The organism is Fibrobacter sp. UWR2, assembly GCF_002210285.1.
In the GTDB taxonomy this organism is placed as follows: domain Bacteria; phylum Fibrobacterota; class Fibrobacteria; order Fibrobacterales; family Fibrobacteraceae; genus Fibrobacter.
Genome location: NZ_MWQE01000001.1, coordinates 946,009 through 966,493 on the forward strand (window position 1 = coordinate 946,009; position 20,485 = coordinate 966,493).

Genomic DNA, 20,485 nt, shown 5'->3' on the forward strand with positions numbered 1-20,485 from the left:
ATACTGAGTATAAGAAAAGGCTCGCTATCACGCGAGCCTTTGTCATGCAGCGCCAAAGACTACTTGTTCAGTGCCTCGGTCGCGGCGGCGATGGAGAGCAGGTCCGTTTCCTGGAACGGCTTGCCAATCCACTGCAGACCGACGGGGAGCCCGCCAGCCTTGCCGCACGGCACGCTCACGCCCGGGAGGCCCGAGAGGTTCAGGCTCACGGTGTAGATGTCGCTGAGGTAGACGGCCATCGGGTCGGACTCGTTCATGCCGCACTTGAGCGGGAGTCCCGGCATCGTGGGGCTTGCAATCACGTCGCAGCTTTCGAAAGCCTTGTTGAAGTCGTCGGTGATGAGGCGACGGACCTTCTGGGCCTGCACGTAGTAGGCGTCGTAGAAGCCTGCGCTAAGAACGTAGCTTCCGAGGAGGATGCGGCGCTGCACTTCCTTGCCGAAACCTTCGCTGCGGGACTTGGCGTACAGGTCAAAGAGCTTGCGGGCTTCCTTGCTGCGGTAGCCGTAACGCACGCCGTCGTAGCGGCTGAGGTTAGAGCTTGCTTCGGCAGTAGCAATGATGTAGTAGCTGGACACGGCGTGGCTGATGTGCGGGAGGCTCACTTCCTTGAGCGTGGCGCCTTCGGCTTCGAGCTTCTTCAGCATGCTTTCGATGGCGGCCTTGCATTCAGCGTCGAGGCCTTCGCCGAAGTATTCCTTCGGAACGCCGATGACCTTGCCCTTCACGCCGGCGTTGAGCTTTGCGGTGAAGTCTTCGGGTTCGCGCGTGCTCGTGGTATTGTCGTGCGGGTCGATACCGCAGATGGCATTAAGGAGCGTGGCACAGTCGGCGACGGTAGAACCGAAGGGGCCGATCTGGTCCAGAGAACTTGCGTAGGCGAGCAGGCCATAGCGGGACACGCGGCCGTAGGTGGGCTTAAGGCCCACGACGCCTGTGCACGCGGCAGGCTGACGAATGGATCCGCCGGTATCGGAGCCGAGCGCACAGGCGACCGTGCCACTGGCCACGGCTACGGCCGAACCGCCGCTGGAGCCACCCGGAACGCGGGTTTCGTCGAGCGGGTTGATGACCTTGCCGAAATACGAGGTCTCGTTGCTCGAGCCCATCGCGAATTCGTCCATGTTCGTCTTGCCCACGATAACTGCACCGGCGGCCTCGAGCTTTTCGATGGCGGTTGCGGTGTAGGGGGCCACAAAGTTCTTGAGAATCTTGGATGCCGCTGTGGTGCGCGTGCCTTCGATGCACATGTTGTCCTTCACGGCGACGGGGATGCCGTCGAGCGCTCCGAGGCTCTTGCCTTCGGCGCGGCGCTTGTCCGATTCCGCGGCCTTCGCGAGGGCGCGTTCGTTCAATACGCTGATGTATGCATTCAAGTTCTTGGTAGATTCAATTTTTGCGAGAGAGTCTTGTGCGAGAGCGACCGCCGATGTCTCGCCGCTGGCGAGCTTGGTGCTCAAATTCTTGATGGTTTCCATTACCTGTTTCCTCCGGACCACTTCATGATGTAGATGGCGATAATCATGCCAACGATGCTCACGACGTTAATCTTGAGGCCAAAGCCCAGCGCGAACTTAACCATGTAGAGGTCCAGGACGATTGGATCCGCCTTGTCTCCCAGGAAGCCGAGATTCAGGTCGAAGGAGGCGACAAAGAAGTTGCGCACGATGTTGTCGTAACCGCCCGCATTCATGAGTTCGCCGAGTTCCCCGAAGAGAAGCCCGAGGCATTCACCGAGCACTCCGCCGATGATGAGGCCGAGCACGATAAAGAGGATGAGTCGTCCGAAGGTGTTTCTGTTAGTCATGTTAGTTAATATAGAAAAAGGATATTCATTTCACATTTCGCATTTCACATTAAACACTACTTTATGCTCCAGTCGATGGGTTCGAGGCCCTTGCTCTTGAGGTATTCGTTCGCCTTGCTGAAGTGCTTGCAGCCGAAGAACCCGCGGTAGGCCGAAAGCGGGCTCGGGTGCGGTGCCGTAAGTATCAGGTGGCCGCGGTTGGGGGCCACAAGTGCCTGCTTTTTGATGGCGAAGCTGCCCCAGAGCAGAAACACGAGGTTCTCGCGCACTTCGGAGAGGCGCTGGATGACGGTGTCGGTGAACTGCTGCCAGCCGATTCCCGCGTGGCTTGCCGCCATGTGGGCGCGGACCGTGAGCGATGCGTTCAGCAGGAGGATTCCCTGGTGTGCCCAGCTTTCGAGGTTCCCGTGCGGTGGCGGGTTGATGCCCAGGTCGTCGTGCAGTTCCTGGAATATGTTGATGAGTGACGGGGGAGGCTCGATACCCATGGGCACCGAGAAGCACAGCCCGTGCGCTTGGCCTGGATTGTGGTAGGGGTCCTGCCCGATGATGACCGCCTTGACCTTGTCGACGGGGCAGTAGTCGAGTGCCGCGAAAATCTTGGAGCCGGGTGGGTAGACGACGTGGTGTTCTGCCCTTTCCTGCAAGAGTTTTTCTTTAATTTGTTTGAAATACGGCTGCTCGAACTGGTCGGAGAGCAAGTTCAGCCAGGATTGTTCAAGTTTTACCATGTTGTCATGCCCGCCCGTTCGGCCAGCTCAGGGCAGGCTCCGGTGGGCATCTCCTTGTTAGAATTGCGATTTTCTCGCCGTGGAAGCGTGTGTAGAATAGTATGGCGGAATTCTTTCCCTTGGGCTTGAGGCGTTTTGCTTCGGCATCGGGGTCGAGTTTCACGCCGCGCAACTTGAGCGTGATTTTCCCGATGTCGTGTTCCTTGAGCATGCTGCGGACTGCTCCCGTAGCTATTTCTGTGTGGGCGAGAATCTCGTAGCTCGTGAATGCGGGTGCGGGGAGCATCCTGTCGCTAGAGACATATGCGATGCCTTCCGAGATCAGGTGCGCGTCTTGGTCGTGGGCGAGGGCTGCATCGCTGAAAAGGCGGCTGCGGATAAGCACCGGCGCGGGTTCCGCGATGTACTTGCCGATTCCTCCTAGGGACAGGTCGCTCCGGCTTGTCGCCGTGCGGTAGGTACGGTCCTTGCCTTCGAGGCTGTCGTTCCTGTCGAGTTTCTCCTGTAGGTCTTCGTCGAGGGTTTCTAGCGAGCGGTCGCGTTTGCGGGTCCATTCGGCTGCAGTTTCGCCGTTCTTGTCGATGATGACAGCGCGGATAGTATCGGGGCTCTTCGCGAGTTCCCCGAAGAGTACCAGGCATTCGCGGCAGTCGCTGTGTCCGCCCAGGTAGAGGATTTCTGTGCCGTCCGGGATTTCGGCGGGCGGGTAACCGGGCGGGAGTTTCGCCATACCGCCCTTGTAATGCTTGCTGATTTCTACGACTTCTTCGAGCGTGGGCGTGAGGTTGCGCAGGTCTCGCTGGTTCTCGCCTTCGATGGCGCGGCGAGCTGGGTCGATGGTGAAGAAGGCTGCGCCTTCAATGGAACGGGCATCGGCGCACTTGACGGAAGCGTCCTTCCCGAACGCCTGCAAGTTGTGTCTGTACATCGCGAGGCGGTTTTCATCCAGGTCGATGCCGGTGAGTTGTAGCGATGCGGGCAGGTAGAAACTGTCGCCGCCCATGCCGCAGCAAAGATCGTTCACTGAACCTTCGCGGGGCCACAGGTTTGCCTTCCAACGCCCGATATCTTGTGCGGTGCTCTGTTCCAGCGCGAGCTTGTTGCACAGGAGGAACATCCTGCGGGCCGTCTCTTTATTGGCGAACTTTTCGCGGAACTTGGGCACGAGCGCCATGTAGTCCATGATGGCGGCGCGGTCCTCGTTGCTGTAGCCAGCCTTGTGGAGCGCAGTCGAAACTTGCAACGCATCCCATTTGCGTGTAAGGGCTTCTTCAATAAAGCCCTGAACGGTATCGGATGCGAGCAAATCCCATGGTTGCATGGTGTAAATTTAAATTATTTGCACACTTTTATTAGTTATGGATTGCCGATAGTCAAACTTTTAGTTTAGATTTAGGGTATGGGATACAAACAGGGTTGTTTTAGAGTGCGGCACTTGTGCCGTTTTGGGTGTGTCGCAGCGATGGTCGCGGCCGAGGCTCTTTTCGTTGCATGTGGCGGTGATTCCGGCAGCGGTGCAGGGTATGATTTTGAAATAGTCGGGGATTCCTCTTCGGGCTTGTCCTTGCCCGATTTGGGCGACTCGTCCGAAGTGCAACCCTTGTCCAGTTCAGGTATTTCTTCTGCGATTGCTTCGCTGTCCTCTTCTGCAATGGAGCCTTCGCTTTCGTCAACTGTGGAACCTCCCAAATCTTCTGCGGTTGAACCTCCGCGTTCTTCTTCGGGCATGGAACCCCCGCGTTCCTCGGATTCGCGCCCCCCGCATTCATCTTCGGCGCACAATCCTCCGCCGTCTTCGGAAACAGTTCCCCCGCCGTCATCTGCATCCGAACCTCTGCTCGACTTCGGTTTCTACACTGGCGCCGACATCTCGACCGTGCAGGAATACGAGCGCTTCGGTGCGAAGTTTTTCGATGTTGACGGAACCGAGAAGGACATCTTCACGCTCCTCAAGGATCACGGCTTCAACGCCATCCGTTTAAAGACTTTTGTAAGCCCGAAGGCAAAGTACGGCTATGCCGCAGCGGGTTGCGAGCACGATGCCGAAGCTTATGCCGACAAAGACCACATTGTCGCCTATGCGAAAAAAATCAAGGCGGCGGGCATGGCCTTTTTGCTTGATATCCACTACAGCGACAATTGGGCCGATCCTGGTAAGCAGATTATTCCCGAGCGCTGGCGCAAGGTAAACAGTTCCGACGCTCTCGCCGATTCCGTCTATGCCTACACCCTCGATTTGATGAATGCGCTCAAGCAGGTGAACGCGGTTCCTGAGATGGTGCAGATTGGCAACGAGACGACTCCGGGCATCCTCATCCATGTGCCGAACAACAAGACGGACTGCTGGGGCAACAATGTAGACAAGGCTTCTACCGCCATCAACGGCGACATGGGTACCTCGAGCGGCAAGGCGAATGCGGCCAAGTACTTCAAGGCGGGTATCAAGGCGGTCAAGGAAGTCTCTCCTTCGACAAAGACCGTGCTGCACATCGAACGCATACGCCAGGCGAATACCGTCACCTGGTGGATGACGGAAATATTCAAGAACCAGAAGGTCCCCGCTGACGTGATGGGATTCTCCGCCTACACGGCGTATGGCGACAAGGCTCCCGATGACTGGAAATCGCTCTTCCAGACGGTCACTTCGAGCTATCCGAATCTTGAATTCATCGTCGCGGAATACAACGGCGGCGATGCGGACAACCACTACAATTTTGACGGTTCGCGCAAGCGTACGACCGAGATGGTAAAGGGGCTCGACCGCTGGATAGGCACGTTCTTCTGGGAACCGACGCTCGGCGGTGCCTGGGGCCCCGCGCTCTTCGACTGGAAGGGTAGCAACCTGCAGGCGAACAGCAAGGCCTTCGAAGAATTCCCGATGCGGTAGTTCTTTTTACACCTAAGATGGCACAAAGATGGTGCGTCGTTCCGTGAAATTACGTGTTTTTCTGTTTTTTTGTCCGGATTAACTTGTTTGTGATTATATTAAGGGTATGAAGTATTTGTATTCCATGCTTTTGCTGTTGTTGTTGGCTGGCTTCGGCTTTGCCGCGGTAGGCGACACGCGGACTATCACCTATTACCTGAACGGGGGCGTGAATGACCCCGCGAACCCGGATAGCTATGTCGTCATAAAAGCAGATTCTAGCGAATGCACGATTACGCTCCAGGAGCCGACCCGCGAAGGTTCCCGGTTTCTGGGCTGGTTTAAAGAAGCTTCCACCGGTGTTTTTTACGACGCTCCCCAAAAAAGTATATCCCGTTGCAGTGGAGACAAATACACGCTAACAGCGCTTTGGGCCCCTGCAGTCAAGGAACCCCAGTTAAGTGTTGACAGCTGTTACCAAATCACCTCCAAGGAGGAACTTTACGCCATCCCCAAACTTTCCACCTTTGCTTGCATAGAACTCCAGAACGATATCGTGGTCAATGAAAATCTGCTGGATGCGGAAGGGAACCCGGACTCCACCCGCAATGACATCATGTACTGGCAGCCTTTTGTATTTGGCGGAATATTTGAGGGCAACGGCCACACCATTTCGGGGCTTTATACTAAAAAACAGTATGAAGCCGGGTTTTTCTCTAAGCTTTATGAAGGCGCCGGCAAGCCCCCCGTCGTAAGGAACTTGGGTATTAAGGATTCCTATTTTGAAGGTACCCGTTATGCAGGAGGTATTGTCGGCTATATAGACCAGTCGGCGCTTCTTGTCAATGTTTTTAGCGAGGCGACGGTTGTCGCGCGCGGTAGCGCCGGCGGCATTGCCGGTGCAATTATAAGCGAGGAAGACTGGTCGTGCCTTTGTGCTCCGCCTCCCTTGGCAAAGCCTGCCCTAGCAAAGCCCGAATGGCCCACGATGAACCCGAGCAACGTGACTCAGATTATCAACGCCTACAATGCGGGCCGCGTTTCCGGTGCATCTCGCCCATATGATGGAACCGGAGGCATTGTCGGTCAAGCGCAGGATTTAACCCTCGAGAACGTATTCAACATCGGAACTGTTTCTGATGGCGGCGATGCCATTTTTGGCCTTCATAATCTTGAATGGTGTTACTATGACAGTTCCCGCCACCATGTTGAAATCAAGAACACCTACTATGCCGGCGATGGGGCAGCCCAATACGGTGGATCAAAGGCGACTGCGGACGAATTCAGGGACGGGACCGTTCTAGGGAAATTGCAGGAGGGCACCTATGGTGCCGCGTGGGAACAAAGCGTGGGCGTAGATCTGCATCCGGTTTTAAGTTCTAAGGTGAAGTATTACCTTGATTACAAACTGAACGGCGGCGTGAACAGCGATCAAAATCCCAAGTACTACACGGGCGATTCCTCCGTTATTTTGGCAAATCCCACAAAGGAGGGCGACACCTTTGAAGGGTGGTTTGCCGACAGCCTGTATAAGGAACGGATTGACACCATCAAGGCCGGTAGCAAAAAATACTACACCCTTTACGCCAGGTGGGAGAGCGAATATCTTGTGACCTATGTTGCCAATGGCGGCATGGAGCCCGAAATCAATCCCTCGCGCTGGTCCTCGGATTCCGCGGCCTATACATTAAAGGGGCTTGAAAAAGTAGGCTACACTTTTGACGGCTGGTATGCCGATTCCACGTTCAAAACGCCTGTGAAAGAGCTTGCGAAGGAACGCCACGACGATATCACGTTATATGCAAAGTGGATAACGAACAACTATAAGATCACGTACCACTTGAACGGTGGCGAGAATGACCCCGTTAATCCGGCAACATTCAATTTCGACACCGACATCACCTTAAAAGAACCGACCCGTGAAGGCTTTGTTTTTGTAGGCTGGTTTGACAAGCTCACTTATTCCAGCGAAATCAAGAGTTTCGGGAAAACGTCCTACTACAGCCGCGATTTCGACCTTTATGCGCACTGGTATCCCGAACCCAAGAAGCCCGCCAAAAACGAAAACGGCTGCTACATCCTCTCGGATCGCAATGAACTGTACTGGTTTGCATTGTATACGAGCAACAAACTTGATAACGACAAAGTGACAGAAGCCCACCCCTGCGCCTGGCAAACAAACGACATTGTCGTCAACGAGGCCCTCGTGGACGCCGACAGCAACTGGGTGGACGGAATTGTATTGTGGCACCCTATTGGTGTTCTGAACCGCGGCGACACGACCCCTGTTTATTACGCCAACAACCACAGTATTTCGGGACTATTCATCAATGATCATTACAGCCAAGCCGTATGGGAAGAATTTTTCTGGCCGGCGGAGAATAAAGGTTCTTACCCATATTTCGTGAACAGTTGCGTAAACACTGGCAATGGTACCATTTGGTCGAAAGACATTCCAAAGCAATCGCTTCGTACAATTTCCACGGCGCTCGCGTTTGGTGTCAGAGCCGTGAATCGTTCACTACAGGTCTATGGCGCCCAGATAGGCGCAAAAGCAAGAGTGTTTGATATGCAGGGCCGCGTAATTGCCCGCGGACAAGTGGATGCCGGCGGAAACGTCGCGTTTGAAATGCGCCGTGCAGGCAATTATCTGGTTCAAGTGGGCCGCCAGGCGCACAGGGTCAATGTGAAATAGCACCCTCGCCGCAGCGGGTTAAAGAATTCCTGTTTCCCCCTGTACACAGAAAAAGACCGAATTTGTTCGCATTTTCGGCTGAATTCTTGTATTTTTAAGCAAAAACAAAGGATGGAATATGGACAATTTTAATTTCTACAGCCCCACGGAATTCGTATTCGGCATGGGCCGCGAAAACGAATGCGGTGAACTCGTCAAAAAGTATGGCGGCACGAAGGTGCTTATCCACTACGGTGGCGGTTCCGCCGTGCGTTCGGGGCTCATTGACCGCGTGAAGGCGAGCCTTGATGCCGCAGGAATCCCGCATGTGGAACTCGGCGGCGTGAAGCCGAACCCGCACGATTCGCTCGTGTACAAGGGCATCGAGATTGTCCGCCAGAACGGCATAGACTTTATCCTTGCGGTGGGCGGCGGCTCTACGATTGATAGTTCCAAGGCCATCGCGATGGGTGTTCCTTATAAGGGCGATTTCTGGGATTTTTACGAGGGCAAGGCCTCGGCGGCATGCGCGCTCCCGATTGGTGTGGTGCAGACGATTGCGGCTGCCGGTTCCGAGGGCAGCGGCGACTCCGTGGTGACCAAGGAAGACGGCATGCTCAAGCGCGGCGCGAGCAGCGAACACATTCGCCCGAAGTTCGCCGTGCAGAATCCGGCGCTCCTTTGCACGCTGCCTGCCTACCAGACGGCCTGCGGCATTACCGACATCATGGCGCACGTCTTTGAACGCTACTTCACGAATACGCTCGAAGTGGAAATCACCGACCGCCTTTGCGAGGCGGTGCTCCTCACGATGGTGAAGGAGGGTCCGCGCGCCATTGCCGACCCCGCCAACTACCAGGTGCGGGCAAACATCATGTGGGCGGGGACGGTAGCCCACAACGGTGTTGTGGGCTGCGGGCGCAGTCAGGACTGGAATAGCCACGCCATCGAGCATGAACTTTCGGCGCTTTACGACTGCGCCCATGGCGCGGGCCTTGCGGTCATCATGCCCTCCTGGATGGAATACGTGGTAGACCACAACGTGATGCGCTTTGCGCAGATGGCGACCCGCGTGTTCGGCTGCCAGATGAACTTCGAGAACCCGAAGGCCACCGCCCTCGAGGGCATCAAGGCCTTCCGCCGCTTCCTGCATTCCATCGGCATGCCGATTAACTTTGCAGAACTCGGCGCGAAGGAAGAGGATATCCCGAAGATGGTCGAAAAACTGAACCCAGGTGACGGCTGGGGCTTCGTGCCGCTCAAGGCGAAGGACGTGACCGCGATTTACACCATCGCCGCGCATGCAACGCTTGAATAGCCTTTTTTGAATCGCAGCGCAAGAAGCAAACAACTTTTGCAATCTGTTCTGGGATAGTTTATATTTAAGGCAAATATGAATTATCGGACGTTTGTAAAGCTGTTTGCTTTTTTGTTGGGTGCATTTTCGCTTTCGTACTCTTGCGATGGCCGCTCTGCGTGCGAAGGCGGCTGTGCCATTTTCCTCAATGTCCTCGATTTGAGAAATAATCCGCAGATGGAGGAATTGTTTGTTTCCATTGATGATTCCCTATATGCGAGAAAAATCAATAACGGGTTTCAAAAGTTAGAACTGGCTGGGTTGTGCGGGTGTGATCCTGGTGGATTTTTCCTGGAGTCCCGTCACAAGGATTTAATGGATTCCGGTTGGGCCCTAAACTGGTGCGGAAATCCTGATTCTATTGTTATTTTTAACGATTATAGTGAGGGAATGAATGAATCTGTGGTGCGGAGTAATTCAGTCTTGTCGCATAATATAAGCGCGTTGAAAAAGTTCATCAAGGATAACGGTTGTCCGGTTGATTCCGTCTATGAGATTTTGGCAGACGATTTGAAAACTGAAAATGCGAAAAAGGGAATTTATGTTACCGATTTGAATATACGCGATAGAGATGTTGTTGTCCCCGCTTATGTACAGGTCTTGAAATCGTATCATTCAAACGGTAAACTTGCGAATAAAATTCAGTTTAAGAATGGTAAACGTAATGGGGTAGATATTTGGTATTACCCAACAGGGAAGAAATTTAAGGTGACGAATTATAAAGACGGGGTGCGTCATGGAAACGAAATAGAATATGATGAATCGGGTCGGAAAACGTACGAGGAACCCTATAGGAATGGAAAATCACATGGCGTAAAAAAGTATTACCGTGAAAATGGACAAATTTGGGCAAAGCAGAAATTTGAGGATGGAAAGGAAGTCCCCTTGGAAAGGATAAAATACTAAGCAAAAAAGTCCTGGGTTTAACCCAGGACTTTTTAAATGTTGCATAACTCGCGCTATTATCGCAGGGCGATGTCGCCGTTGGCGACGAGCTTGTCACGCAGCTTGTTGTGGGCTTTGTTGACTTCGTCGTCGGTAAGCGTGCGGTCCATGGCCTGGTAGGTGAGGCTGTAGACCATGTTCTTCTTGCCGGCTTCGATCTTGTCACCTTCGTAGATGCTCTTGAGGGTAATCTTCGCGAGGTTCTTGGGGTTGAGTCCCTTGATACGGGCGACGATGTCTTCGTGGGTCATGGACTTCGCAACTTCGAGCGAGATGTCGCGGCTAGACGGCACCTGGCGGCTGAAGGCCTCGAACACGATCTTCTTGTGGGTGGCGTGTTCCATCTTGTCCATGTCCAGCTCCATCATGTAGGTGGTGTAGCTGATGTCGTTCGCGGCCATCACGGAGGGGTGGAGTTCGCCCATGGTGCCGAGCACCACGCCGTCGGCGAGGATTTCGGTCTGCTTGCCCGGGTGCAGGAAGATTTCGGGCTTGGCCGGCACGCGGAATTCAACCACGAGGCCCACGCGCTTGAGGAAGCTCTGCACGAATCCCTTGAAGGCGGCAAAGTCAATCTGGGCGGGCTTGTCGTTGAGCGGGTTCACATCGAAGTTCCCTGCAATCGTGAGGGCGACGAGGTTCGATTCGTCGAAGCCCGGGTCGCGCACGTCCTTGCGGTCGCGCTTGAACTGGCCCTTGGCCACTTCGAACAGGCGCACGGAACCGGGGCGGTTCTTCTCGTTCTCGGCAACGCTCTTGAGGAGGTTGGGGAGGAGGCTGGTCGGAACCACGCCGAGTTCATCGGAAAGCGGGTTGAGGAGCGCTGCGGGCTTGCTGCGGCGGTCGTCGCTTTCGGGGCCAAAGAGGGCCTCGGTGCGGGCCTTGCTCGTGAAGCGCAGGCTCAGGCATTCATGCAGACCCATCGCAGAGAGTGTCTTGCGGATCTTGCGGTTCAAGACTTCAATCGGCGGAAGCTCGTTCGGCTGCATCTTGAAGGACGGCAGCGTGTACGGGATGTTGTCGAACCCGATAAGGCGGGCGACTTCTTCGATGAGGTCCACTTCGCGTTCGAGGTCGGGGCGGAAGCTCGGGATCTTGAACGTGATGGCGTCCGCCGTCTTGGAGACGACTTCGAGGGCGATGCCCGTGAGGAACTTTTCCACCTGGGCCATTTCGAGTTTCATGCCGATAACGCGTTCGGCCTGAGCGATGCGGAGCGTTACCACGTTGTTTTCTTTCTTGTGGTCGTCGCCGGTGTATTCGACGGTGCCCTTGAGGATGCGTCCACCCGCGACTTCCTGGATGAGGGCGCAGGCGTACTTGCTGTATTCGTCCTGGGTCGCAAAGTCGATTTCGCGTTCAAAGCGGTAGCTGGAGTCGGTCGAGATGCAGAGGCGCTTGGCCTGCTTGCGGACGACCGTCGGGTTGAACCAGGCACTCTCGAGGAACACGTTCTTGGTGGCATCGACAATTTCGGACTCGACGCCGCCCATCACGCCGGCAACGCAGGCCGGACGGTCGCCGTCGCAAATCACGAGGTCGCTTTCCAGCAGTTCGTGAGCGGTGTGGTCGATAGTTTCAATCTTTTCGCCCTTCACGGCGCGGCGGACCTTGATCTTGTTGCCGTGCAGCTGGTCCATGTCAAAGCTGTGGAGCGGCTGGCCAACGTCCATCAGAATGAAGTTCGTGATGTCGACGACGTTGTTGATGCTGTTCATGCCGACAGCGTGCAGGAGTTTTGCAAGCCAAGCCGGAGACTTTTCGACCTTCACGTCCTTGATGACGCGGCCCACGTAGCGGGAGCAGCCGCAACCCGGAACCACTTCGAGGCTCACGGCGGAGCTGGCGGCTTCGGAATCTTCCTTGAGTTCGTAGGCGAGCGGCTTGAGCGGACGGTTGAACTTGGCGGCGAGTTCACGGGCGACACCGCGGTGGCTGAGGGCATCCGGGCGGTTCGGGGTGACGTTCAGTTCGAAGCAGACGTCGTAGAGGCCGAGGCTCACGAACGGGGTGCCAGCCGGAATGCTGTCGTCGAGAACCATGATGCCTGCATGGTCGTCACTGAGGCCGATTTCGTCTTCGGCGCAAATCATGCCGAAGCTTTCCACGCCGCGGATCTTGGACTTCTTCATCTTGAGCGTGCCGCCGTCGGGGAGCGGGAGTTCAGCGCCAATCGGGGCGAGAACCACGGTCTGGCCTGCGGCTACGTTCGGGGCGCCGCACACGACCTGGAGCGTTTCCTTGCCATCGTTCACGGTGGTGATGTGCAGGTGGTCGCTGTCCGGATGGGGGTCGCAGGTAAGAACCTTCGCTACAACGAGCTTCTCGTAGACCTTGCCCGGTTCCTCGGTGCCTTCGACTTCGAGACCGATGGAGGTGAGCGCCTTTGCAACTTCTTCCGCATTTTCCGGAAGATCAACGTGACGTCTGAGCCAATTCAAAGAAACTTTCATCTTTTTCCTCTTTAGCACGAAACTTGCCGCAGTTCGTTTGTCTGCCGCAAATAAGTGCCTGCTAAATTTTCGGACGTAAATGTAGAAAAAAAGGATGTTTTTTCGTGTAATTTCTATATTTGTCCGCGTATGTTTACGGGAATTATTCAATCTACCGGCGAAATCGTCTCGATAGAGTCTCGAGGTGATGCGCTCTCGATGCGCCTCAAGTCGCCGGGCTTTTTCAAGAATTGCAAACTGGGCGACAGCGTCGCGAACGACGGTGTGTGCCTTTCCATTGAATCTTGTACCGAAGATGAAGCCACTTTTTGCCTGATGCACCAGACGGTCGAAAATACCGCCTTCAAGCAGGCTGCCGTCGGCAAGTTGGTCAATCTGGAACTTCCGTGCCGTGCCGATAGCTTCATGGGCGGGCACTTCGTGATGGGCCATGTGGACTGCATTACCGAGGTTATCCAGGTGACTCCACGCGAAACGGGCGTGGAAGTCGACCTGAAGATGCCTGCGGACCTCAAGCGCTACATTATCCGCCGCGGTTCCATCTCCCTGAACGGAATCAGCCTTACGGTGGCCGAAAAGTTCGAGAATTCCATCCGCGTGTGCATCATCCCCGAGACGCTTGCCCGCACGAACCTGCGCAACTGGGTTGCCGGGACCATCGTGAACGTGGAAGTGGACATGCTCGGCAAGTACATTGAAAATTATCTGAAGGAACGTGACCTTGCTTAATACGATTGAAGAGGCCATAGAGGATTTTAAGAACGGCAAGTTTTTAATCGTGGTCGATGACGAGGACCGCGAGAACGAGGGCGATTTTGTCATCGCCGCCGAGAAGATTACGCCCGAAAAGGTGAACTTCATGCTCCACGAGGGCCGTGGCGTGCTCTGCTGCCCGCTGCCTATCAAACGTTGCCATGAACTGAACCTCACGCGCCAGACCGCCGAGAATACCTCGATTCTGGGCACCCCGTTCACCATCATGGTGGACAAGATTGAAGGCTGCACCACGGGTGTTTCCGCCCACGACCGTGCGGCGACCATTCTGGCGCTTGCCGACCCGAACTCGAAGCCGAGCGACTTTGGCCGTCCGGGGCATATTTCGCCCCTCTACGCGCAGGAAGAAGGCGTTTTGCGCCGCGCGGGACATACCGAAGCGGCTGTGGACCTCGCGAAACTTGCAGGACTCCGCCCTGCGGCTGCCCTCATCGAGATTATGAACGAGGACGGTACGATGGCCCGCATGCCGCAACTGCAGGAAGTGGCGAAGAAGTTCGGCCTCAAGATTATCTCCATCCGCGACCTTATTGACTACCGCCTCAGGAACGAGAAACTGGTGCAGCGTGTGGCCGCCCCGCACGTGCAGACCAAGTACGGCGACTTTACCGCCTACGCTTACAAGAGCAAGACCGACGGCGTGGAACATGTGGCCTGGGTCGCGGGCAACCCCGACTTCAGCAAGCCGGTTTACGTGCGCGTGCACAGCGAATGCCTTACGGGCGATATTTTCGGGAGCCTCCGCTGCGATTGCGGCGAACAGCTCGCCTCTGCCATGAAGTTTATTGGCGAGCATGGGGGAGTGTTCCTGTACATGCGTGGTCAGGAAGGCCGCGGCATCGGGCTCTGCAACAAGTTGCGTGCATACGAACTGCAGGAGAAGGGCATGGACACGGTCGAGGCGAACCTGCACCTCGGGTTCAAGTCCGATTTGCGCCAGTATGGTACCGGCGCCCAGATCCTTGCGGACCTCGGTGTGAAGGAAATGCGCCTGCTCACGAACAACCCGAGCAAGATTTCGGGCATCTCGGCCTACGGGCTCAAGATTGTGGAACGCGTCCCCATCGAAGTCAAGCCGAACAAGGAAAACCTTTTCTACCTGCTCACGAAGCAGAAGAAGATGGGACACCAGTTGCATTTGGATGGCGCTGCGTCTGACGAAAAAGTTTTAAAAGAGGAAAAATAAGATGGCTAAAGAAATCAAGAATTCCCTGAATGGCTCTGGCCTCAAGATTGCGATTGCTGTCGCCCGCTTCAACGAGGTGGTGACGGACAAGCTTCTGGAAGGTGCGCTCCGCCAGCTCGAACTGCTGGGCGTTGCCGACAAGGACGTGACTGTCGTGCGCGTCCCGGGTGCGTTCGAACTCCCGGGTGTGTGCCGCAGGCTCGCTGATTCCAAAAAGTACAATGCCGTGATGGCCATCGGCGCAGTGATTCGTGGTGAAACAAGCCACTACGACGTGGTGGTGAACGCCTCTACCGGCGGTGTTGCTAGCATCGCTGCCGAGGGCAAACTGCCGGTGATTCTCGGAATTCTCACGACCGATACCGTTGACCAGGCGATGAACCGCGCTGGCCTCAAGGCGGGAAACCTCGGTGCCAACTGGGCATCTACCGCCGTCGAAATGGCAAACCTCTATAAGTCCATCTAACAAATAAAGACTACGATTATGCAAAAAAGTTTTCGACCAGCCCGCGTCTTTGCCATGCAACTCCTGTATGCCATGGAAATCACGGGCCAGACAGTGGGTGAGGCGCTTCCGGGAGTCCTCGAAGGCCAGCCCATTGATGACGAACAGAAAAAGTATGGAATGAAACTTGTGGACCTGGTGCTTGCCCATCGCGCAGAACTCGATGAGGAAATCAAGACGGCGACCGTCCATTGGGAAATCGAACGCATGGCATGCCTCGACCGCATCGTCATCCGTATTGCCATGGTGGAACTGCTCTACATAACCGAGACGCCTATCAAGGTGGTGCTCTCGGAAGCAATCCAGATTTCGGGCAAGTTTAGCACGGAAGATTCGGGCTCGTTTGTGAATGGTCTTCTTACAGGTTTTATGCAGAAGCGCAACATTGTCGTAGGTTCGACGAAGGGAGGAAAAAAGAATGATTAAGGAAAAATGGATGAAGCATATTTTTGCGGGTATCACGGGCCTTGTCGCCCTGATCGTTTACTCGCTTACGATGGCTCCTACGGTAAGTTTTTGGGACTGCGGTGAGTTCGTTGCCTGTGCAAACACGCTGGGCATTCCGCATCCTCCTGGAACGCCGTTCTTTGTCTTCTTTGCCCGTGCCGTCATCGTGATTCTCCCGTTCGTGGGTGAAATCGCGAAGCGCGTGAACTACATCTCGGTGTTCAGTTCCGCGGCGACTGTCTATATTACGGCGCTGTTCGCCTGGGAATTCCTCGCTACCGTCCTCAAGACGGACGCTCTTGCCGAGAAGATTTCCGGAAAGGTCCGCAACATCGTGCTTGCGACTTCCGCTCTCGTTGCCGGCTTCCTCCTGACGTTCTCCGACACGTTCTGGTTCAATGCCGTCGAAGCCGAAGTCTATGGCCTCGCGATGTTCATCTTGATGCTCATCTCTTACCTCGGTCTCGTCTGGTACAACAAGCGCGAAGATTCTTCGAGTGACCGCATCCTTATCTTTATCTGCTACATCGCGTTCCTCGGCGTGGGTGCCCACCTTTACACGATGCTTACCGTTCCGGCGGTTTTCGTGCTCATGCTCGTTGCCCAGCCTAAGAAGATTTTTGAACGCCTGCCCATCTGGATTACGGGTACGCTCCTCTGTTCCGTAATCTACATGGTGTCTGCATTTATCGAAATTTCGCTCGTGTGCCTTGTGGTGCTTGCGATTTTCACTGTCGTGAAGCCGTTCTCCCCGAAGATGAACCATGCGGTCAAGCTCTCGCTCGCCTTTGCGTTCTTCGCCCTGATTGGCTACAGCACGCACCTCTACATTCCTATCCGTTCGGAACTCAACCCGATTATCGACGAGAACGACCCGGAAATCAACATTCGCGATGACGAGGGCAACCTTCAGCTCGGTAACCTGTTCAAGAGCGGCAACTGGGAAGCGTTCAACAACTTCGTGGAACGTAAGCAGTACGGCTCCGAAAGCATGCTCAAGCGCGCGTTCTACCGCCGCTCCCAGCTTGCACACCAGGTGCTCTCTTTCCCGAACATGAGCTACGGTGGCTACCAGATGGCGCAGTACCTGCCCTACAAGGTGGGTGGTGTGAACTTCGCAAACGGCGTCTATACCTTTGACAAGGGTGATAACGTTCCTCTTGAAAGGTTTGGACACAAGTTCCGGACCCAGATGGACCTCATGGGCGATCATGTATTCCCGCAGCTCATGGTGTTCCTCATCTTTAATGGTCTCCTGGTCCTTGTCTGCGTCTTCGTATGCAAGCGCAACAGGCACCTGGGAATCTTCCTTTCCGTGCTCTATGCGCTCTGTTCGCTTGGCCTGCTTTTCTACATCAACTTTGCCGATGGTACCCGTATGGAAGGCCGCGAACACGACTACTGGGTGTCGGTGATGAACAGGAACGTGGCCGACCTGAATACGATGGGAGCCGGCATTTCGCAGGTCCCTGACCCGAACGAACTTATCGACTTGCGTCAGAAGATTGAACACGGCAAGTACCGCATCGAGATGATGAAGCAGCGCGGTGTTGCTGCCGGAGAAATATCGAAGAAGGAACGCGAAGTCAGCGGCTATGAAAACAGCGCTGCATGGACCAGCTGGAAGAAGATTGAAAACGGCTTCGCCCAGCGCGGCCTCCGAGCCCCGTTCCCGGAGCCGGTCCACATGGAAGTGCGCGAACGTGATTACTTCTATACGCCGGCATTTATCTTCATGAGCATGATGTTTGGCATTGGTGCCGGTATTCTCGTGCTCCTTGCAGCAACGACTGCTACGACTGCCGCCTTCGTTACTCCGATTGCTGCAGCCCTTGCCGTAGTTTCGTTTGCGGTTCCCTGCATTTCGAACTACCAGGAACACGACCGTTCTGGCCTGTGGGTCCCGTGGGATTACGCCTACAACCTGCTGAATAGCTGCCGCCCGAACGCAATCCTCTTTACGAACGGCGACAACGATACCTTCCCGCTGTGGTTTGCGCAGGAAGTGGCCGGTATCCGTAAGGACGTGCGCGTGGTGAACCTCTCGCTCGGCAATACCGACTGGTATATCAAGCAGATGCTCGATAACGAACCTGTGCTCAAGCTCAGCTACAACAAGAAGACTATCGATAGCGACATGGTGCTCGACAATAGTTCTGTCCAGAACCCGAACCATTCTGTTGCAACCTGGGTGGGCAGGGCAAACCGCCTTATGCCGCAACTCAAGAGTCGCATCGAACAGATGGAAGGTCAGGAACTTTCTGCTGCCGATTCCGCGAAACTCCTTACGTTCAAGACGCACTACCAGGTATGGGATGCGTTCGTCGACTGGGCTAAGCGTACTCGCAGCGGCACGATGCTCACGCAGAATAAGCTCGTGATTGACCTTGCGCTGCAGAACATGGACAAGCCGATCGAAATCTCCACGACGGTCGGTACATCGAACTTCATGGGGCTCGAGAAGTACATGGTGCAGGAAGGCCTTGTCTATAATTTGGTGAAGGGCGACCTTAAGCCGAAGCGCAACGCCTTCGATGCGAAGTATGCTGCCGACCTCATCGACAACGTCTACAAGTTCCGTGGCCTGGGCGATGGAACTGCCTACATCAACGACGAGACGTCGCGCCTGCTTTCGAGCTATGTCTCGCTGTACCTGCAGATTTCGTTCGATGCCCGCGAGAAGATTGCGGACCTTCGCATGAGCAAGCCGTTTACCGCAGAAAAGAAGGCTCAGGCCGACAGCCTCTGCGCATCCGCAATCAAGTACCTCGACCTCGGCAAGAAGCAGTTCACCGACGAATGGCGCGTCTACTGGGCGGCAGCATTCGTCTACGATATTGTGGGCGAGAAGCAGAAGGCTCTTGACTATCTTGACGAAGGCCTGAAGAATGTTCCTGAATACGACGAGGGTGGCCGTGGCAGGCTCCTGATGAGCGTGGAACAGATCAAGAACAGCCCCGAAAAGCCGATGGTTATCGAAGAGGAAACCAAGCCCGCGGAACCCGTGGATTCGGCTACGTCCGATTCCGCACCGGTTGTTGCCGCCGCCAACTAGCCTAGAGGTGTCGTGATGGATTTAAGCATGGTCATTCCGGTCAAGGAAGAAAGCGAAAACCTTCCGGAGTTGCTGAAAGAAATCGTCGCTGCCATGGAGCCTACGGGCTTCACGTACGAGGTTATCGCCATCGACGACGGCAGCCGCGACAACACGTGGGAAGTTCTCGAGAACCTCTCGCACGAATACCCCTTCCTGAAAGGATTCCGCTTCCAGTTCAACTGTGGCAAGGCTGACGCGCTCGCCTTCGGCTTCTCGAAGGCGACGGGGCGCTATGTGGCGACCCTCGATGGCGACCTGCAGGATGACCCGCTCGAAATCCCGAAGATGATCAAGATCTTGGAAGACGGTTACGACTTGGTCTCGGGCTGGAAGGTCCGCCGCCTGGATCCCTGGCACAAGACGCTCCCTTCCAAGCTGTTCAACCTGACCGTTTCTGCCGTGTGCGGCAAGCGCCTGCACGATTTCAACTGCGGCATCAAGGCGTACCGGCATTCCGTGGTGCGCTATATTGAACTTTACGGTGACTACCACCGCTTTATCCCCGTGATGGCCAAGTGGCAGGGTTTCCGCATTACCGAGATGCCCGTCGCTCACCGTGCCCGCGTTCATGGGGTTTCCAAGTACGGCATTTCGCGTCTCGTTTCCGGGTTTCTCGACCTGGTCTCGCTCATGTTCATGCGCAGCTTCTCGACCAAGCCCCTGCATTTCTTTGGCCTTATCGGGCTCGTGTTCATGGTGCTTGGCCTAGGCGTATGTGGCTACTTTGGTTACGAGTGGTTCCAGACGGGAGCCATGCATGTGCGTCCGCTCCTGTTGGCGGGCGGGTTCTCGCTGGTGATGAGTGTGCAGTTCTTCTCGCTGGGCCTGCTTGCCGAGATGCTCAACGGGCGCAAACGACGGATTTATCCTATTGCCGAAACTTTTGGCGAGTGAGTTTTGTAGATTATTGCGAGTCGGAGTATAGTTATGGTGTTTCCTAAGAGTCTTGTTATCATTCCCACCTACAATGAGAAGGAAAATATCCTCCTCATTATGTCGGCTATTTTGGAGCAGAACGACTGCCTCGAGATTCTCGTGGTCGATGATGGTAGCCCCGACGGTACGGGCGACCTGGTAGAAGCGGAGTCTACGAAGAATCCGCGAATCCACCTAATCCGCCGAAAGGGGAAAATGGGGCTCGGCTCTGCCTACGTGACGGGTTTCAAGTGGGCGCTTGAACGCGATTATCAGCGCGTGTTCGAGATGGATGCCGACTTTAGCCATAGCCCGACGGATTTGAACCGCTTCTTGGAAACCGCCGAAAATGCGGACCTCGTACTCGGTAGCCGTTACCAGGATCACCGCATTAGCGTAGTGAACTGGGACTTGCGCCGCCTTATCCTGAGTTACGGAGCAAACGTCTACACCCGTATTGTGACGGGACTGCCGATTAGCGATGCTACCGGCGGCTTCAAGTGTTTCCGTCGTGAGGCCCTGCAGGCGCTGAACCTCGACAAGATGAAGAGCGATGGCTATTGCTTCCAGATCGAGACGACCTTCAAGATCTGGAAGAAGGGACTCCGCGTGAAGGAAATCCCCATCGTGTTTACCGACCGTACCCGCGGAACCTCGAAGATGAGCGGCGGAATCATTTCCGAAGCGTTCTTCCTGGTGCTCAAGCTTCGTCTCGGACTCGCGTAACG

16 protein-coding genes are annotated in these 20,485 nt (G+C 55.3%); 11 read left to right on the forward strand and 5 right to left on the reverse strand.

What is annotated here, in order from left to right:
* Positions 1-59 precede the first annotated feature (59 nt).
* From gatA to B7994_RS03785, 4 genes are read right to left on the reverse strand one after another with little or no spacing between them, the layout of a single operon-like run.
* On the reverse strand, positions 60-1,478 hold the full coding sequence (gatA, locus tag B7994_RS03770; RefSeq protein ID WP_088637118.1) for an Asp-tRNA(Asn)/Glu-tRNA(Gln) amidotransferase subunit GatA: 1,419 nt from the start codon (positions 1,476-1,478) through the stop codon (positions 60-62).
* Positions 1,478-1,807, reverse strand: coding sequence for a DUF4321 domain-containing protein (locus tag B7994_RS03775; RefSeq protein WP_088637119.1), 330 nt, complete (start codon positions 1,805-1,807; stop codon positions 1,478-1,480). The genes gatA and B7994_RS03775 overlap by 1 nt, the downstream gene beginning before the upstream one ends.
* 56 nt (positions 1,808-1,863) lie before the next feature.
* On the reverse strand, positions 1,864-2,538 hold the full coding sequence (gene ung / locus B7994_RS03780) for a uracil-DNA glycosylase (protein ID WP_088637120.1): 675 nt from the start codon (positions 2,536-2,538) through the stop codon (positions 1,864-1,866).
* Between the two features lie 4 nt (positions 2,539-2,542).
* Entirely contained in the window at positions 2,543-3,859 is a 1,317-nt protein-coding gene (locus B7994_RS03785; protein WP_088637121.1) for a class I SAM-dependent methyltransferase, read from the reverse strand.
* Between the two features lie 78 nt (positions 3,860-3,937).
* On the opposite strand from B7994_RS03785, the gene B7994_RS03790 reads away from it, so the two are divergent.
* The 4 genes from B7994_RS03790 to B7994_RS03805 all read left to right on the forward strand — a co-directional run bounded on the left by B7994_RS03790 (position 3,938) and on the right by B7994_RS03805 (position 10,341).
* Positions 3,938-5,425, forward strand: a complete 1,488-nt coding sequence (locus tag B7994_RS03790) for a glycosyl hydrolase 53 family protein (protein WP_088637122.1) — start codon at positions 3,938-3,940, stop codon at positions 5,423-5,425.
* Between the two features lie 106 nt (positions 5,426-5,531).
* Complete coding sequence (locus tag B7994_RS03795) at positions 5,532-8,099, forward strand: InlB B-repeat-containing protein (protein ID WP_088637123.1); 2,568 nt, start codon at positions 5,532-5,534, stop codon at positions 8,097-8,099.
* Positions 8,100-8,217: 118 nt separating this feature from the next.
* Positions 8,218-9,396, forward strand: coding sequence for an iron-containing alcohol dehydrogenase (locus B7994_RS03800; RefSeq protein ID WP_088637124.1), 1,179 nt, complete (start codon positions 8,218-8,220; stop codon positions 9,394-9,396).
* A 75-nt stretch (positions 9,397-9,471) separates the two neighbouring features.
* Positions 9,472-10,341, forward strand: a complete 870-nt coding sequence (locus B7994_RS03805) for a toxin-antitoxin system YwqK family antitoxin (RefSeq protein ID WP_144063734.1) — start codon at positions 9,472-9,474, stop codon at positions 10,339-10,341.
* Between the two features lie 56 nt (positions 10,342-10,397).
* Here the strand turns inward: B7994_RS03805 and pheT are convergent, their stop codons facing one another.
* Positions 10,398-12,833, reverse strand: a complete 2,436-nt coding sequence (pheT, locus tag B7994_RS03810; protein ID WP_088637126.1) for a phenylalanine--tRNA ligase subunit beta — start codon at positions 12,831-12,833, stop codon at positions 10,398-10,400.
* 129 nt (positions 12,834-12,962) lie between these two features.
* On the opposite strand from pheT, the gene B7994_RS03815 reads away from it, so the two are divergent.
* From B7994_RS03815 to B7994_RS03845, 7 genes are read left to right on the forward strand one after another with little or no spacing between them, the layout of a single operon-like run.
* Positions 12,963-13,562, forward strand: coding sequence for a riboflavin synthase (locus B7994_RS03815; protein ID WP_088637127.1), 600 nt, complete (start codon positions 12,963-12,965; stop codon positions 13,560-13,562).
* Entirely contained in the window at positions 13,549-14,793 is a 1,245-nt protein-coding gene (locus tag B7994_RS03820; RefSeq protein ID WP_088637128.1) for a bifunctional 3,4-dihydroxy-2-butanone-4-phosphate synthase/GTP cyclohydrolase II, read from the forward strand. Before B7994_RS03815 ends, B7994_RS03820 begins: the two co-directional genes overlap by 14 nt.
* A 1-nt stretch (position 14,794) precedes the next feature.
* Complete coding sequence (ribH, locus tag B7994_RS03825; RefSeq protein ID WP_088637129.1) at positions 14,795-15,259, forward strand: 6,7-dimethyl-8-ribityllumazine synthase; 465 nt, start codon at positions 14,795-14,797, stop codon at positions 15,257-15,259.
* Between the two features lie 18 nt (positions 15,260-15,277).
* A complete protein-coding gene (gene nusB / locus B7994_RS03830) occupies positions 15,278-15,724 on the forward strand; it encodes a transcription antitermination factor NusB (protein ID WP_255396898.1) in 447 nt (148 codons plus the stop codon).
* Positions 15,717-18,800, forward strand: a complete 3,084-nt coding sequence (locus B7994_RS03835; RefSeq protein WP_088637131.1) for a DUF2723 domain-containing protein — start codon at positions 15,717-15,719, stop codon at positions 18,798-18,800. The genes nusB and B7994_RS03835 overlap by 8 nt, the downstream gene beginning before the upstream one ends.
* A gap of 15 nt (positions 18,801-18,815) precedes the next feature.
* Positions 18,816-19,736 carry a glycosyltransferase family 2 protein gene (locus B7994_RS03840; protein ID WP_088637132.1) on the forward strand — a complete coding sequence of 307 codons (921 nt, stop codon included), beginning with the start codon at positions 18,816-18,818 and terminating at the stop codon, positions 19,734-19,736.
* A 33-nt stretch (positions 19,737-19,769) separates the two neighbouring features.
* Positions 19,770-20,483, forward strand: coding sequence for a polyprenol monophosphomannose synthase (locus B7994_RS03845; RefSeq protein ID WP_088637133.1), 714 nt, complete (start codon positions 19,770-19,772; stop codon positions 20,481-20,483).
* The last annotated feature ends 2 nt before the right edge of the window (positions 20,484-20,485 follow it).

What these genes read in the sequence shown, in the direction of transcription:
- gatA (WP_088637118.1), bottom strand. Translation starts at nt 1,478, where the DNA reads ATGGAAACCATCAAGAATTTGAGCACCAAGCTCGCCAGCGGCGAGACA.
- B7994_RS03775 (WP_088637119.1), bottom strand. Translation starts at nt 1,807, where the DNA reads ATGACTAACAGAAACACCTTCGGACGACTCATCCTCTTTATCGTGCTC.
- ung (WP_088637120.1), bottom strand. Translation starts at nt 2,538, where the DNA reads ATGGTAAAACTTGAACAATCCTGGCTGAACTTGCTCTCCGACCAGTTC.
- B7994_RS03785 (WP_088637121.1), bottom strand. Translation starts at nt 3,859, where the DNA reads ATGCAACCATGGGATTTGCTCGCATCCGATACCGTTCAGGGCTTTATT.
- B7994_RS03790 (WP_088637122.1), top strand. Translation starts at nt 3,938, where the DNA reads ATGGGATACAAACAGGGTTGTTTTAGAGTGCGGCACTTGTGCCGTTTT.
- B7994_RS03795 (WP_088637123.1), top strand. Translation starts at nt 5,532, where the DNA reads ATGAAGTATTTGTATTCCATGCTTTTGCTGTTGTTGTTGGCTGGCTTC.
- B7994_RS03800 (WP_088637124.1), top strand. Translation starts at nt 8,218, where the DNA reads ATGGACAATTTTAATTTCTACAGCCCCACGGAATTCGTATTCGGCATG.
- B7994_RS03805 (WP_144063734.1), top strand. Translation starts at nt 9,472, where the DNA reads ATGAATTATCGGACGTTTGTAAAGCTGTTTGCTTTTTTGTTGGGTGCA.
- pheT (WP_088637126.1), bottom strand. Translation starts at nt 12,833, where the DNA reads ATGAAAGTTTCTTTGAATTGGCTCAGACGTCACGTTGATCTTCCGGAA.
- B7994_RS03815 (WP_088637127.1), top strand. Translation starts at nt 12,963, where the DNA reads ATGTTTACGGGAATTATTCAATCTACCGGCGAAATCGTCTCGATAGAG.
- ribH (WP_088637129.1), top strand. Translation starts at nt 14,795, where the DNA reads ATGGCTAAAGAAATCAAGAATTCCCTGAATGGCTCTGGCCTCAAGATT.
- nusB (WP_255396898.1), top strand. Translation starts at nt 15,278, where the DNA reads ATGCAAAAAAGTTTTCGACCAGCCCGCGTCTTTGCCATGCAACTCCTG.
- B7994_RS03835 (WP_088637131.1), top strand. Translation starts at nt 15,717, where the DNA reads ATGATTAAGGAAAAATGGATGAAGCATATTTTTGCGGGTATCACGGGC.
- B7994_RS03840 (WP_088637132.1), top strand. Translation starts at nt 18,816, where the DNA reads ATGGATTTAAGCATGGTCATTCCGGTCAAGGAAGAAAGCGAAAACCTT.
- B7994_RS03845 (WP_088637133.1), top strand. Translation starts at nt 19,770, where the DNA reads ATGGTGTTTCCTAAGAGTCTTGTTATCATTCCCACCTACAATGAGAAG.